The sequence below is a fragment of the Janthinobacterium fluminis genome (assembly GCF_028595325.1).
Lineage (GTDB): Bacteria > Pseudomonadota > Gammaproteobacteria > Burkholderiales > Burkholderiaceae_D > Janthinobacterium > Janthinobacterium fluminis.
The window spans coordinates 290,534-306,261 of sequence record NZ_JAQQXR010000007.1 but is presented as its reverse complement, the minus strand read 5'-3'; the positions used below and the strand labels follow the sequence as shown (position 1 = coordinate 306,261).

At 71.1% G+C, this 15,728-nt stretch carries 6 protein-coding genes and 1 pseudogene; 1 reads left to right on the top strand and 6 read right to left on the bottom strand.

The genetic code is table 11. The features are described 5' to 3' along the window. Positions 1–16: 16 nt before the first annotated feature. The 4 genes and pseudogenes from OIK44_RS18955 to OIK44_RS18940 form a co-directional block, all read right to left on the bottom strand. Positions 17–385: a glyoxalase superfamily protein gene (locus OIK44_RS18955; protein ID WP_273672951.1), complete on the bottom strand. Its 369-nt coding sequence runs from the start codon at positions 383–385 to the stop codon at positions 17–19. A 272-nt stretch (positions 386–657) separates the two neighbouring features. Further along, entirely contained in the window at positions 658–780 is a 123-nt protein-coding gene (locus tag OIK44_RS25655; RefSeq protein ID WP_337587210.1) for a transposase, read from the bottom strand. Between the two features lie 229 nt (positions 781–1,009). After that, the gene (locus OIK44_RS18945; RefSeq protein ID WP_273673013.1) at positions 1,010–1,393 is read right to left on the bottom strand and encodes a hypothetical protein; all 384 of its coding nucleotides are present in this window, start codon (positions 1,391–1,393) and stop codon (positions 1,010–1,012) included. A gap of 181 nt (positions 1,394–1,574) precedes the next feature. Next, positions 1,575–1,793: pseudogene (locus OIK44_RS18940) on the bottom strand (transposase); the annotation flags it as partial. 54 nt (positions 1,794–1,847) lie between these two features. On the opposite strand from OIK44_RS18940, the gene OIK44_RS18935 reads away from it, so the two are divergent. After that, positions 1,848–2,273 carry a DUF7684 family protein gene (locus OIK44_RS18935; protein ID WP_420213868.1) on the top strand — a complete coding sequence of 142 codons (426 nt, stop codon included), beginning with the start codon at positions 1,848–1,850 and terminating at the stop codon, positions 2,271–2,273. A 76-nt stretch (positions 2,274–2,349) separates the two neighbouring features. Here OIK44_RS18935 and OIK44_RS18930 read toward each other — a convergent pair whose 3' ends face one another. Continuing rightward, positions 2,350–2,970 (bottom strand): sigma-70 family RNA polymerase sigma factor, encoded by a 621-nt coding sequence (locus tag OIK44_RS18930; RefSeq protein WP_273672945.1) that lies wholly within the window; start codon positions 2,968–2,970, stop codon positions 2,350–2,352. Positions 2,971–3,025: 55 nt separating this feature from the next. Continuing rightward, positions 3,026–15,535, bottom strand: coding sequence for a filamentous haemagglutinin family protein (locus OIK44_RS18925; protein ID WP_273672943.1), 12,510 nt, complete (start codon positions 15,533–15,535; stop codon positions 3,026–3,028). Between the last annotated feature and the right edge of the window lie 193 nt (positions 15,536–15,728).

Below are 15,728 nucleotides of genomic sequence, written 5' to 3'. Positions count from 1 at the left end.
GAAGTCGAGCTAAATGTCAGGTACTGATTGCGGTGGTAAAGGTTAGGCGATTGCCGAACGGGTCTTTCACCGACATGTCGCGACTACCCCATGGGGTATCGTCCAAGGTGGGACGCGCATACTTAAACTGCTTTGAGGTCAACTCTGCATGCAGCTCGTCGATCCCGTCCACTTCAATCCGTATGGCCGAACCGGGGCAGCAATCGCCGTGATGTTCGGACAGGTGAAGGATGCAGCCATCGCGCGAGACTTGCAGGTAGAGCGGCAGGCTCGGCTCGAAGCGGTGATCCCAGTCGACCTTGAATCCAAGAAAATCCACATAGAATTCTTTGGCTTTCGCTTCATCGAAGATACGGAGGATGGGAGTGGTGCTATGAATTTTCATGCGTTGGCCCTTTGCGATTGAAATGATTATATAGCAATACAATTTTCATTAGAACGATGTCCCACTGCAGATCAACCCCAAACATGAACTACAATTCGGACTGTCCTGCCTGGGGGAATTTGACCTAGGAGCGTGCGCGGCAGACAGAATTTGAACTGCGTATGTTGACGCATTTGCTGCCGGATCCGGCGGCGATTGCGGTTTCGCGCGCGAAAGCCGGGTGATATTGGGTCGGCAGAGGCGAAATCGGCCGCTGCCTCCCTTTGATGGGCTTACGTGTATAGCATTTTCGCCATTCTTCGCAGGTTCAGCGCGGTGCAGACGAGTTGCCACTCGGCCCGGGCCTTGGCCAGTTCGCGCATGCTAAATTGCCGGAACCCCAGCACGCTTTTCACCCAGGCATTGGGCGGTTCCGAAATCCATTTGCGTTTTCGATAGGTCGCCGGCGTCGCGCTTGACCGCGGCAAGCACCATCGCCAGTTGCCCGCTGTCGGCCGCGCTGTTGACCAGTTCGGCCGCCACGACGATGTGGGCGGTTTCGTCGACGGCGGCCTAAGCGTTGTACGCGTAGTCGAAGCCGCCTCCGGCACGCTTCATGATGCGGCTCTCCGGATCGGTGAAATTTTACTGGGCGTCCGGTCTGGGTTCGCCGAACTTGTGCTTGAAGCGCGGCTTCTTTTTCGCCTTACCCGAGCCATCCGGTGGCGCATCGTCGTCGCTGCGGCCGCGCGCAATGTCGGCCTGGCGCTGGCGTTCTTCAAGGCGTGCGCGGGCGGCGCGGATCACGGCAAGGCGCTCTTCGCGCCGCGCGATCTCCGCCGGGAGATCGCGCTCCGGTTCGTTCCTTTCGGCCGCGTCTGCCACCCTGGCCTTGGCCAGCAGCGCGTCGACTTGTTCCTTCAGTGCACGCTCCGCCTGCTGCATACGGTCGTAACTCATCGCCTTGTGGCGTGAGGCGTTGGCCTTGATCTTGGTGCCGTCGACCCCGATCATGCCGAGCTTGACCAACCCGCATTCCTTCGCCAACTTCACCACTTGCACGAACAGGTCCGCCAGCTCCTTCAGGTGAAACGCGCGGAAATCGCAGATCGTCCGGTGCGCCGGATAATTGTCGGCAGCGAGCTGCGCGAAACGCGATGTCTTCGTGCAGTTTCCTGGCCAGCTTGCGCGACGAAAACACGCCTGTCGCGTAACCGTACACGAGCACCTTGGTGACCATGTCCACGCCGACGTGGGCTTTCATCCCAAAATGCCAATCGTTGTCCTTCTTGGATTGATACATTTCAGGATCGCGTTTACCATCGCGGTTCTTGGTCGACGGCGGAGCGGCGATCAGCGTTGCGTCGACGATGATTCCTTCGCGCATCGTCAATCCTTTGCTGGCCAAGTGGGCATTGATCTCGTTGAAGATACGCTTGGTCAGATTATTGAAAATAGAAAAGCAGCGAGCCACGACACGATCATGCATAACAAGTCCCTGAGATATCTGCATTTACGCCCGGATAGCCCCATGCCTGTATGGGATGACATGCACCCATTCAAGGTGGTGCTCGTCATCGAGGCCGAGCTCTTGCAACTGTGGCAGTGGGACGTGAGCCGTTGGCTGGTGTCAGCCGGCTGCCGCTACCTGCTCGCATGGGGCAAGGACGCCGGCGCCTGGGAAGAGTCAGTCGATGAGGCCAGCCTGGAGGCCGCCGATTACGAGGATGCCCCGGAAGATCAGCTCGTGATAACGACATCGCACGTCGACGAGGATCTCGACGAAGTCTTTTGGTTTGCCAAAAATCGCGCCCAGCATCCCCTCCACGACCTTAGGCAAACCCTGATCCTGCACATTGCCGACGCGGAGCAGCGCGATGCGCTGGAAGAGCGCTACCGCCAGGCATAAGGCCGGTGCGCGCAGGCGCGCCGCGCGCGGCGCCATCCCGGCGTAGTGAAGCTGGCCGGCAGGCCGCTTGCGCCAACTACAGCAGGCCGGCCGCCATATGCCGCGCGCGCGGCGCCAGCCGGCGCCGCGCCCCGCTGATGCCGGCGGCGGCGGCGCGCCCGCTGCCCTCGGCGCAATGGTCTAGCGCCTGGCGCAGCATCGTGTCGACGTTGCGCATCGACACGCTGTAAAAACTCGCCACTTCCTGGCGCGTGCGCTCTTCCAGCCGCAGCGCCACCAGCACGGCGCGGTGCAGGCGCGGCAGGCATTCCAGCGCCGCCGCCACCCGCGCCAGCGTGGAACGGGCGTCGGCGACCACGTCGGGGCCGGGCGCCTCGTCGGCGATGAGCTCCAGCTCGACGTCGGCATCGCCGCCGTACAGCTCCGGCCGGTTGGCGTGCAGGCGGTCCAACGCCTGGTTGCACGCCACCCGGTAGACATAGGCTTCCGGATGCTGGATGCGCGCGTCGGCCGTCAGTTCGCCCAGCCGCAGCCAGGCGTCGTGCAGGCTCTCGCTGGCCAGGTCGGCGCAGCCGAGGTGGTGCACGAGGCGGCGGTGCAGCCGCGCATAGTTCGCCACCAGGCAGTCGCGCAGCACCACGCCGCCGTCCGCGCCGGCGGCGGGCTGCCCCAGGCAATGCAATTCGCTCATGTCCATGCCGCTCTTCCCTCCGTGTTCCACAGTGAAATCCCCCGCGCGTCCGCCGCCCGCCTTAGCGCTCCTGCAGGCTGCGCCGCTCCTCGTCCGTCAGCAGCGCCAGTTGCTTGGCGTCGTAGCTGCCGCCAAGGCCGAGCAGTTGCACGGGATGCGCCGCTTCGTAGCGCGGCGCCACGCCCGACTGCAGCTCGGGACGGCCCGCCGGCGCCTTGGCCGCCTCGCCGCCCTCCTCGGCCTCGCCGCCGAAGCCCGTCACGCGCACGGTGAAGATCGACGGCAGGGCCTTGCGGGCCGCCGCGCGTTCGCGCTGCCCGACGTCCTGCGCCGCCGCCGTCGCCTGCGAGGCGGCCGCGCTGGCGTTGCTCAGCGCGCCCACGTTGACGGCCGCGACGGTCGGGATGCCCGCGGCCGCCCCCTTCACCAGGATGTTTTCCGCGTTCAACACCTGCGGGGCGCCGATGTTGACGTTGCCCGAGACGCGGATGCCCGCCTCGCCGGCGTCGATGGTGCCCAGCGGCGCGATCAGGTCGATGTCGCCGCCCGGCACTTCGGGTATCGGCGCCAGCGTGGCGATGCCGGCGCCCGAGCTGGGCACCTGCGGCGACAGCGTCACGTTGCCGAGGTTGTCGTAGACCCGCTTCGGCGGCGTGTAGACCAGCGTCGTCTTGGCGCCGCGGCCGGCGTTGATGTCGCCCTGCTCCGACCAGGCGAAGATGTCGCCGCCGAAGGTGGTCATGATGCGCGACAGGCCCAGCAGCAGGCTGCCCTCGCTAAACAACTGGATGTGGCCCTGGCCCTGGGTCATGACGCCGGCGCTGCCGCCCGGCGCCTCGCCCTGCACGCCGACGACGATCTGGCCGCCCGGCGCCAGCATCTGGATGTCGCCGCCGAAATCGGTGTGCACGCCGGAGCCGCCGTACATGACGATGTCGCCGCTGCGGGCGATCAGCTTGCCGTCGGCGTCGCGGTCGGGGAACAGCGTGGCGATCATTTCGCGGCCGCGCAGGAAGGAGCCGTAGCGCTTGCTGTCGACGTTGTTGTATTCGCGCCCGCCCTCGCGCAGCTCGGCGAAGTAGACCGAGCGCAGGAAGATGCGCTGCTGCTCCGGCGCCAGCCCGTTGAAGTAGGCCAGCGATTCGGCCGCCGTGCCCTGGAAGGCGAAGCGGTGCTTGAGCCAGGCGCCCAGTTCCGGCGCGTAGCTCTTGGCCACCTTGCCGGCCTGCCCGGCCAGCGGCGCGGCCGCGTCGGCCACATTGGCCGGGTCCAGGTAGCGCTTGGCCAGGGCCGAGTAGTCCGGCCCCTTGGCGCCGGCGCCGGCCGTCATGGCGATGTCGGCGCCGGGCCGGCTGTCGCCCTGCACCAGCGCGCCGATGCTGACGACGCTGGCGCGGTTTTCCTGCAGCAGGTTGCGCCCCGCCGCCATCTCCAGCGTGCCCGGACCGGCCACCTTGATGTTGGCGTACAGGATGTCGCGCCCGGCCTGGACCAGCGACACGTCGTTGGCGTTGTTGTGCACGAACAGGCTGCTGCCGCCGACGATGTCGCGGCCGGCCTGCACGCGCGCGGCCGTGGCCGCACGGTACCAGGGGAATTGCTGGGTGGACGAGGCGAGGTGGACCATGCCGCTGCTCAGGCCCAGGATGTCGCCCTTGACGGCGTAGAACAGGGCCGCCGACGGGTCGCCCGCGTGCAGGGCCGTGGCGCCCTGGGTGTCGGGGCCGAAGGCGAACAGCGGATACCGGTCGAGGTAGCCCAGGACGGTTTCGCTAGTGAAGCCCCCGTCCGTCAGGGAGCCGTTCGGGCTCAGGTTGGACGACGACGCCACGAAGTTGCCGCCTGGCGTGAAGCCGGCGAACGCCGGCCTGAACGGTGTCGGCAGCGGCGTGTCGGCGCCCGACATGCTGACCGGAAGGCCGCCGCCGAACAGCGAGGTGCCCGCCAGGAATTCCAGGGCGCCGCGGGACGACGGCGCCAGCAGCAGGGAACGCTCGGTCGGCGCCGTGCTGGAGCCCGGCCCGGCCGAGTAGCCGAAGTACACGCTGCCGCTGGCCGCCGTCGCACGCAGGATGGACGGGTAGACGATGACGGTGTCGCCCTTGTCGGTATTGCCCAGCGACACCTTGCCGTCCGCGATGTCCGTGTTCGGCGTCAGATTGCCGCCGGCCGAAAACAGGTTGATGGCGGTGCGCTCGGTCCACAGGCTGAACCAGCTTTGCCCACCGTTCTTGTACTGCACGCCGCGCGTCGTGAACGCGCTCTTGTTGGGCGTGTACACCCGCCCCGCGTCGGCCGCCGTCGCCAGCACCAGGTCGCCCATCGTGTCGAGGTAGAACGCCGAGTCGCCCGGCACCACGTTGATGCCGCCGCTGCTGACGCCGATGGTGGGCGTGAACGGGTCGATGGGGCGGACGTCGCCGGCGTCGCCGTCGTAGCCGGGGCGCTGGTCGAGCAGTTCCCGGTAGCGCAGCTTGACGGCGCCGATGGCGCCGGCCGCCAGCGTGGTCATGCCGCGCAGGTTGATCAGCGCGCCGTTCAAGTCTAGCCTCTGGCGGTTGTCGACGATGCTGGTGGCGTTTTGCAAGGCGTCCAGCGCCGGGTTGACGGCGCCGCCGGCGCGTATGCGCAGGTCGCCGCCGCCGGTCAGCGTCAGCGTGCCGTCGTCGGCCACGCGGCCGCTGCCGCCGACGGCGGCGACCAGCGCCTGGCTGCGCGGGTAGTCCGCCGCGTTGATGTCGCCCCGGCGCGCCGTGGCGCCGGCGTTGCCGCCGGCCGCGATCGTCAGGTTGCCGCCGCCCAGCGTGCCCACGCCGGTGAAGCCGACAATGTAGGGCTCGGACGAGGCGTCGCCCGGCTGCGCGGGCGCGTAGGCGCCGAAGTTGATCCACCACGCCGCCGGAATCGCGGCGGCGCCGCCGGCCGTGCTGCCGGTGCCCTGGCGCCACAGCCAGTTGCCGACGCCGGCGCTGGGGGTCTGACTGCGCTCGGGCGGCGAGAAGCCTGCCCACACGTCGCCGATGACGTCGCGGCCGACGGCGATGCCGACGTTGCCGCCGTGCTCGGGATACCAGGCTTGGTAGCCCGCCAGCGCCGCGCCGTAATCGGCGCTTTGTTTGCCGATCGGGCTGCCGTCCGTTTGCCCGCGCGGCTGGTTGTAGCGGTTGACGCCGCCGGCGTCGAGGATGGCGGCGGCGCGCGTGCCGGCCGTGTAGATGCCGAACGGCGACTGCATGCGCAAGTCGCCCGCCGCCGTCATGTCCAGGTCGCCGGTGCCGGTGCGCAGCACGCTGAACATCGGCGACAGCAGCGTGTAGGTGGTGACGTCCCTGGCCGGTTTGACCACCGCGACGCAAGTCTCCGGGCTTAATTCGCAGTAGAACAGCGCCCACTCCGGCACAGGCTGGCCGACTACAAAGTCCGAACTCCAGCCGGGGGCCTCCGGCCCCCACGACATCGCAATGCGGCTCGGGTCGATCACGCAGGATCCCGGAACGCTGTCGCAGTTGCCGTCGTCGAGCCACTTCTGCCCGACCGGCGTGCCGACCGGGAAGCCCTGGTTGTTGGGGCCGAAGACGAAGCCCGTGCCGCCCAGCTTGGTGACCACGCGCGTCATCGAATGCGTGTCACCCAGCAGCAGCGAGGCGCTCGACAGCGGATTGACGGCGCGCCGGTCGGCCGAGCCGAGGTCGGCGCCGGCGTTCAGTTGCAGGTCCCAGCTGGTGGAACCCTCGCCCAGCATCGGCGCCAGCGCCCAGTTCTGCCCCTGTTTGCCGGCGCTTTCCGGGCGCAGCTTGACCGGCTCGTCGTTGAGCAGCTCGACCTTGGTCATGGACGGGATCAGCGCGCCGCGCGGCAGCGCGATGCTGGCGCCGGCCGCCATCGCCATCGGCAACTTGACGCCCTTCGGCCAGACCAGCGCGGCGACGGCGGCGTCGCCGCGCAGCACCGTGCCGGCGCCCAGTTTCATGCCGACGTCCAGCGTCACGTCGGCCGCCAGCACGGCGCCCGCCGCCAGGGCGACGCTGCCGTCGACGCGGTAGACGGGCGCGGCCAGCACCGTGCCGGCGCGCAGCGTGTGGGCGTCCGTCAGCGTCGCCTCGACCGGCACGACGGTGCCGGCCGGCAGCGTCAGGGCGGCCGCCGGCAGGTCGTAGTTGAGCACGGCGTCGCGCGGGAACAGCGTGCCGGCCTCCAGCGCCACGCCGTCGACGCCCACGACGATGTCGCCGCCGTAGGGCGTGAGGGCGTCGCCGCCGAAGCGGCGCGTCTCGCTCAGGTACCAGCCCCGGTCGTCCGGCGTGGCCGGCGGCGGCGCGAAGCCGTCGTTGATGCTGCCATGCACGCTGAGGTCGCCGCCGGCGCGTATCACCAGCACGCCCGGTTCGCCGTAGCCGCGGCGCGCCGGGTCGGCGCGGTTGGCGCCGGGGCCGTAGCGGTAGCCCGACAGGTCGAGGTCGCCGGCCACCGTCAGGTTGCCGCCCGGATTGCCGGCGGCGCTGACGATTTCCACGCCGGGGCGCAGGTGGTAGGCGCCCAGCCCGGCCAGGCGCCGGCCCAGGTCGGCGTTGGCCAGCGCGGCGTCGATGTAGAGCCCGTTGTCGGCGTCGATGTCGTCCAGATAGGTCTGCGTGATCAGTTGCGGCCGCTTGCCCGACACGTCGGGCAGGCTGGCCAGCGGCGCGTCGTCGTAGCTGCGGAAGGCGTTGACGGCGACGCTGGCCGCGCCGGCGATGGCGGGCCGGCCGGCCACGCTCAGCGCGACGTCGTTGGCGTGCTCGCCGCTGCCGTCGCCGGCGCCGCCGAGGCGCGGCGCGTTCAGGCTCAGCGTGCCGCGGGCGGCGCCGTCGTTGCCCTTGGGCGTGGCGGTGCCGGCGCGCAGGTCGACACTGGCGCCGCTGCCCAGCGCCAGCGTGCCTTCGCGCGTCGTCAGCTCGACGGTGGCGCGGTTCGGGCTGTCGATGATCTTGCCGTAGCTGTCGACGCGCAAGCCGCTGCCGTGGGCGTCCAGCGCGCCGTTGAGCAGCAGGTCGCCGCGCGCCGCCAGGCGGATCGAGCCGACCTGCACGCCGCTGGCGTCGATGCGGCCGTTGACGGTCAGCTTGCCGCCGTCGACGGCGACGTCGACGCGGCGCGCCTTGAGCTCGTCGCCGATGAGCAGGTCGCCCTGCTTGATCTGGAAGCGGCGCGCGCCGAACACCTTGCCCGTGTTCAGGCGGGCGTTCAGGCCGGCGAAGTCGGCCAGCGTCTGCGCCCGCAGGGAAATTTCCGCCGCGTCGTAGGGCACCATGGTGCCGCCGGCGTCGTGCTCGCCGCCGCCGCCGCCGAGGATGCTGCCGGCCAGGTCGATGCGGCCGGCGCCGGCGCCCAGGGCCACGGCGCTGAGCGTGCCGCCGCGGTGCTTGCCGGCCGACAGGTCGATGCTGGAGCCGGCGTGCTGGACGATGTCGCCGTCGCGGCTGTTCAAGACCAGGTCGCCGCCCCAGCTGTGGCGGGTTTGCTCGAAGAACTTGACGGCGCGGCCGGCCAGGTCGATGCGGGCATGCTCGCCCAGGGTGAGCGCGTCGGTGGCCGACAGCGTCAGCTTGCCCGACGGCAGCGCGACGGCGCTGTCGACGCGCACGCTGCGCCCGGCCAGCTGCAGCTCGGCGCCGAGGGCGTCGACGGCCGCGGCCGCGGCCGCGCCGGCCGGCGCCCGCACGTCCAGCGCGCCGCCGGCCGTGATGCGGTTGACGGAAGCGGCCTCGCCGGTCAGCAGCGGCGCCGTGATGAACAGGTCGCCGCCCGTGTACTGGTAGCCCTGACCGGCCAGATAGGCGCCCTGGCGGTGGTAGACCTCCAGCGTGCCCTTGCCGTTGGCGCTCAGCTGCTCGCTGGCGTTCAGCCTGACGGCGCCGAAGCCCAACGCCAGCCGCTGCGCCGGCAAGCCGGTGCCCGGCTGGGTTTGCGGGCCGTAGCCGAACAGGATGCGCCGCGCCGAAATGTCCAGCGTGCTGTCGCCCAGCAGGGCGCCGATGGCCGCGCCCGGATGGTTCGGCAGGTAATAGCCGGTGTAACCCGTCGACTGCGGCGCGCTGCCCGTCCAGATGAATTCGTCGGTGGTGATGCTGGCCTTGTCGCCAGCCGCGCCATAGCCGTAGATGGCCGGCGTGCCCAGCACCAGGCGGCCGACGGCGGACTTGGCGCCGGCCGGATTGAGCGTGTTGAGGGCCACCGCGCCATAGATGTTGACGGATTCGCGGGCGTTGAGGATCAGCGACTCGACGGCCGGCACGCCGGCGCCGGCGTTGCCGCTCAGCAAACGGTCGAGCACGCCCTGATTCAGCGACAGGCCCACCGGCAACTGGCCGGCGGCGGCGGCCCGGTCCAGCGCCGCGTTGCTGCCCAGGTTCAGCGCGGACACGGACAGCAACAGGTTTTTCGCGCCGTAGCGCGCATTCTCGGCCAGCGTGAAGGACTTGTCCGTGGCGATCGCCAGCGTGCCTTCGCCGTACAGCGTGGTGTCGCCGGTGCAGGGGGCGGCGGCGCATTTGCCGATGTCGATGCTGCCCGGCGCCATGCCGCCGCTGGAGGTGGGCGGCAGCAGGTTGATGACGCCGTTGGAGACGCCCAGCACGCTGGCCACGCCGGCCGAGTAGACCAGGCCGTTGGCGGCGTCATACGAGGGTTTGCCCATGCCCGTGGTGTTGATCGAGGCGCCCTGCTCGACGACGATGCCGCCCCATGGCGCGCTGGTCAGCAGGAACACTTCGGCGGCGCGCAACTGCGCGCCGCCGCGCAGGGTGACGTTGCGCGCCGAAGCCTTGAAGGTGGCGAAGTTGTCGCCGGGGGCCATGTCCAGGCTGCCGCCGACCAGCATGCGCTCGGCGCCGAAGGCGTTCAGGTCGGCGGCGCGCAGCGAGGCGCCGAAAAACGCCGGCGTCGGCGCGGTGCCGTTCGCCAGCACCTCGACGTCCGTGGCCTTGACCTCCAGCGTGCCGCCGAAACCGCCGGCGGCCGGCTTGAACAGGGCCTTGCCGCCGAACTGCAGCATGGACTGGCCGGCCACCGTCCGCACGGCATCGTAGTCGAGCCGCAGGCTGCCCGCGTCCGCCGGCAAGGCGCCGCGCAGGCCGCCGCGGCGCGCCGCGTCGGCCGCGACGAAGCCGGCGTACGAGGTTTCGTTGTAGGTCGCGTACTTGCGCACGGCGGCCGCCGGCGTGACGATCACCTGGTTCGGCAGGGCCGCCAGGATGTCCGTGTTGGCCACGCCCAGGTAGCCCGGCGCCACGAAGGACGGGCCGGCGGCGTTCACCACGCCGTCCTGGCCGCCGGCCGCGCCCACCTCGACGCGGAAGGCGCCCGGCAGCAGCGCGTAGTTCGACGGCATCAGCGTATACGTGCCCGCCTTCAGGCCGGCCACGTCCTGCTTCAGCGTCAGCTGGCGGCCGACCATGGGCGCGCCGGCGCCGGCGTCGGCCGCGACGGGCGCATACGCGGCGCCCAGGCCCGGCACGATGGCGTACACGGCGTTGCTGGCCTTGCTGACGCCGAAGGCCGGATTGGCGTTGGCCAGCGGCGTGCGCAGGATGTCGACGGAGCCGCCGCGGCCGCTGACGAAGGCGGCGCCCGTCAGTTCGCCGCCGCCCGACAAATCGAGCACGGCGCCGTCGTGGCCGACCACGCTGTCGCCGGCCAGGGTGATGCCGGCGCCGCCGAGCGGACGGGCGGCGACCGGCTTGCCGGCGTAATCGTAGGCGATGCCGTCCACCGTGCCGCCGTAAGGCATCAGCACGCCGGCGCCGCTGACGGAGGTCAGGCTGCCGGCGCGCAGTTCCACCAGGCCTGCGTGGGCCGTGCTGGCGCCGCGGCTGTCGCGCCCCAGCAGCAGCCGTCCCAGGGGCGCGCGCAGCACGCCGCCCTGGCGCACCGTGGCGGCGCCCAGGGTCAGCGAGCCGAACACGGACAGCGGCGCGGCCGCCTGCGTGTCGCCGTAGCGGCGGATGTCGAGCGTGCGGCCGTCGCCGTAGCCGGCGACGATTTGCGCGTCGACGCCGCTGGCCGGGTAAATCTGCGCGGCGCTGATGCTCATGTCGCCCAGCGTCGCCAATTCGGTGGTGGTGGCGCCCGACAGGCCGCGCCCGGTGCTGCCGCCCAGCAGGCGCAGGTCGCCGCGGCTGACGATGTCGACGGCGTCGAAGCCGCGCCGGTCGATTGTCTGCGCCGTGCCGTCCTTCATGCCGATCTGGCCATGCGCGCCGAAGCCGACGCGGTCGCGCACCTCGACCAGGTCGGCCGTGGCCGTGAAGCGCGCCTCGCTGGCGCGCTCCGAGGCGCCGTTGCGCCAGCCCACGCCGAACAGCACCTCGCTATCCTTGGCCTGCCGCGTGGCCGCGGCCAGCCGCAGGTGGGACGAGGCCAGGTGCACCTGCGCGTCGGCGGGCGCACCGTCGGCCAGCGCGTAACTGCCCGCGTACAGGCGCATGCTCTGCTGCGTCGCCAGGCGCACGTCGCCCTCGAAGCTGAGGGTGCCGTCGACCAGCAGCGACAGGTTGCCGAAGCCGCCCTGCCCGATGCGCTCGGCGCTCAGCCGGCCGGCGCCGTACACCAGCGCCGCGTCGGCCTGCCCCGGCAGCAGGCCGGCCGACAGGCCGCTCATCTGGTGCGTTTGCGAGACGCGCAATTCGCGCTGGGCGCGCACGGCGTCGTCCGGCTGGTAACTGACGGAAAAGACCGGCGCGGCCAGCGCCACCGCCAGCGTGCCGCCGGCCGCGCCGGCGCCGCCGGCGCGCGCGCGCAGCGCGCCGTCGAGGTAGAGGCTGTGGGCCGACTTCAGGACGATCTCGCCGCCGTCGCTGGCCAGTTGCACCGGGCGCCAGGCGTCGCCGGCGGCCAGGTCCACGGTGGCGCCGGCGCCGGAGGCGTCGAGCAGCGCGCCCGGGCGGACGACGATGGCGATGTCGCTGGCCGCCGCCTCGCCCTTGCCCTCCCAGTCGTGGGCGCCGCCGATGGCGATGTTGCCGCCCTGGCGCACCGTGCCGTAGCGGCGGCCGCGCTCGTCGGTGGCCGTCTGCGCCCGCGCCGCCACGTCGAGCACGCCGCCGCCGCTGATCCACACCGAGCGCGTGTGCGCCTTCTGCGACAGGTTCACCGGCGAGTTGGCCGGCGGGCCGTCGATGTCGATGGCGATGTTGCCGCCCCAGGCATTGAGCGCGCCGTCGACGACGATGCTGCTCATGCCGCCGCCGAGCAGGCTGATGGAGCGGCCGGCGTCGACGGAGACGCTGGCGCCGGCGCCGATGACGATATTGCCGCCCTCGGTGGGGCGGCGCTGCGAGCGCAGCACCAGGTCGGCGCCCTGGCGCTGCAGCACCTGCCGCTTGACGCCGTCGAACTGGAATTGCGGCGGCGTCCACAGCTCCAGCGCCACCTCGGCGCTGCCCGGCACGTGGCGCAGGACCGGCACGGCGACGTCGACCTGGGCGCCCGGCAGCACCGTCACGCCGGCATGGCCGTTGATGTCGTAGCGGGAGAAGCCGGACTGGAGGCGGGCCGCGTCTAGCCGCAGCGCGTCGGGCGCCGTCGGGCCGGCGCCGATGTGGATGGCCGTCCCCGAGGCCAGCGCCAGCGTGCCGCCGCCCAGCACGCCGTGGGCGCGGATGGCGCCGTCCAGCGCCAGTTCGCCCTTGTCGTTGCCGGCCGTGGCGGCCGAATCGGCCAGCAGGGCGACGCTGCCGCCCCTGCCGCCGCGCTGCTTGCCGTTGGCCAGCAGCGCGGCGCCGGAGGAGACGTCGATCAGGCTGCCCCGCTGCGTCGCGACGCCGCGCGTCGATTCGAAGCGGACGGCGCCGCCGTCGAGGTAGGCCAGGCGGGACGCCTGGTCCGGCTGCACCGCCAGATTGCTGCGCAAGCCGCTCAAGTCCAGCGTGGCGCCGTCGCGCAGCACGATGGCGGCGACGCCGTCCTTCGACAGCGCGCGCGGCGCGAGTTCCTTGATGGCCGACTGGAAGATATTGCTGGCGTTGACCTTGCCGCCGTGGGCCGTGACGTCCGCGCCGAAATCGACCACCGCGGCGGTGGCCTCGAAGCGCCCGCCGTCGGCCAGCGTGACGGCGCCGCTCAGCGTCACCGTGCCGGCCGTCGCCACGTCCACCGCGCCCAGGCGCTGCCCGCTGAGCAGGCTGCTGTCCAGCCACAGCGTGCCGATGCGCTCGGCGCCGAGGGCGTCGGCGGCCGCCATCTGCCGCGTCGTCTGGCCGACGTCGCCGAAGCGCACCTCGGTATCGAACAGCCCGACGCGGCCCAGCGCCGAATAGCGCCCCAGCGCCAGCGTGCCGGCCTGCGCCACCGCCGTCTGCGACTGCTTGTAGGCGTCGGCCGTGGCGGCGCGCGCGCCGCCCTGCTGGGCGCCGTTGAACACGCGCGCCACGATGTCGCCCTCCAGCACGGCGGTCGGCGCCGAGACGATCAGCGTGCCGGCGTCGCGTCCCGCCGTGTAGCCGTTCTCCAGCTGGCGCTGGCGGCCCACCAGGGGGTTGTTGTGGTATTCGGTGGCGTCCTTGCCCCAGCGCGCGTGCTCGACCTCGCTGCCCCGGTAGACGCCGGTGAACAGCGTGTCCGCCGGGGCCTGGTTGGCATTGTAGAGGCGCCCGTCGGCGCCCTTCAGCCAGGTCTGGTTCAAATAGCCGGTCTGCACGTCCAGGCTGCCGCCCGACAGGTTGATGGTGGAGCCGGCCTGGGTGACGACTTCCTTGCCGCCCAGCGTGATGGTGCCGCCCTGCGCCGACCACTCGCCGATGCCGTGGCCCTGGTTGCCCAGGTAGCCGCCCACCTCCAGCAAGCCGCCCGCCGTGTACCAGCGCTCGCCCGCGTAGCCGCCCGTGCCGGCCGGCACATACGTCAGCTTGCGGCGGTCTATCCAGACGTTGGCGTTGATCAGCTTGCCGCTGTCGCGGTTCTCCGCCGCGTCGCGCTGCTCGTTGCCCTGGACGTTGACCTTGATGTTGTTGCTGTCCATCGCCAGCTTGACGCCGACGGCGCCGGAAACGTCCATCTGCGCGCCGTCGGCGACGAAGCTGCGCCGGCCCGCGCTGGCGGCGATCTGGCCGCCAGTGGCCAGCGTCAGCGCGCCGCCCTCGAAGACGATGTCGCCGCCCGAGACGATCTCGACGCGCGACTGGTCGCGCCGGTCGGCCAGCAGCGACAGGTTGTCGAAGGCGCCGGCCGGCGTGGTGTCGCGCAGCTTGTCGAGCTCGGCCGAAGACTTGAGCAGCGCGTCGCGCTGGCTGTCCAGCGCCGTGCTCTTGCCGTCGTCCTCCAGCACCACGGCCGTGGTCGCGCCCTTGCCCAGCGCCACCTTGCCCTGCGCGTCGGCGGCCGAGTTCAGCAGGTGCAGCGTGCCGCGGGTGTTGACGCTGGTGGTGGCCAGCGCCACGCCGTCCTGGCGCAGCGCGCGGCCGGCCAGCGTGACGTCGCCCTCGCGCGCCACGATCAAGCCGCTGTTGACGACCTTGCCGGCCAGGCTGTCCGCATTGAAGCGCGGCGCCACCTCGTTGCCGCGCGTCGTGGACGCGGCGTTGCCGTCGCTGCCGACGCCCTTGCGGATGATGAAGTGGTCGCCGGCGGCCAGCAGAGTCTGGCCCTTGGCGCTGGCGATCTCGCCGGCGTTGCTCACTTCGCTGCCCAGCAGCAGCACATAGCCGCCGCCCTGGGTTTCCGAGGTCGGCGCCCGGGTCGCGATGCGCGCGCCGGCGCGCACGTCGATCTTGCCCAGCGCGTCGGTGAAGGTGGGGACGATGGCGTCGGCGCCGTAAATCCCCCGCGCCAGGAACTGGCTGTCGGCGATGCCGGCCGCCGCCGCCACCAGGTTGCGCGTGTCGACCTGGCTGCCGCCCGAGAAAACGACGCCGTTGCGGTTGACGATCAGCACCGTGCCGTCGCCCTTGATCTGGCCCTGGATCTGCGACGGCCGCGCCAGCGGATCGTTGACGCGGTTCAGCACGGCCCAGTCGCGCTGCTGCTGGAAGACCAGCGTCGTATCCTTGCCGACGTTGAAGCTCTCCCAGTTCAGGATGGCCTTGTCCTTGGTCTGCTCGATGCTCACCGTGGTGCGGCCGTCGGCCACCGTCTGCTGCGGCGCCTTGGCGTTCAGCCAGCCGGCCGTCAGCGAGCCGGTGTCGACCTTCAGGCCGCCGTCGGCCAGTCCCTCGGGCACGGGCGCGTCCTTCAAACCGGCCTGCCGCGCCGCCGCCTGCGCCGCCTGCTGCGCGGCGATCGCCCGCGCCACCAGGCCCAGGTTGTCGATGGAGCGCTGCAGTTGCTGGCTGGCCTGCTGCTGCTGGCCCAGGGGGCTCGTCAGCGGCGCCGCCGGCGCGCCGTTGGGCAGCCGGCCGGTGGCCGCCGCCGTGTTCTGCGTCGCCCCCTTGGCGCTGAACCAGGCGCCGCTGAACGCCTGCTGGGCCCGGGCGTCAAGCACCGCGCCGCTGGCGGCCAGGGCCAGCGCAATGGCGTGCGCTACAGGCGCCAGCCGGAAGCGTCCCTCGCCCGCCTGTGTGGTTGTCCGATTTTTCCCGCCGCGCCCGCATGCATTCATTTGAAGTTCCAGCCAATAGTTGAGTCAATAGCGAATCGGCTACCCGCGCCGCGCGGGCCAGCCATGTCTTGGGGCTTGCGCACAGCGCCGCGCTTGGCCGCCGGCGGTGCGAAAACATTCCCGATGCGCTAAGACGGAATCAGCACGGACAAAACCGCAAACTTTTTTTCGTTATGGTGGTGGAATGGCCGGC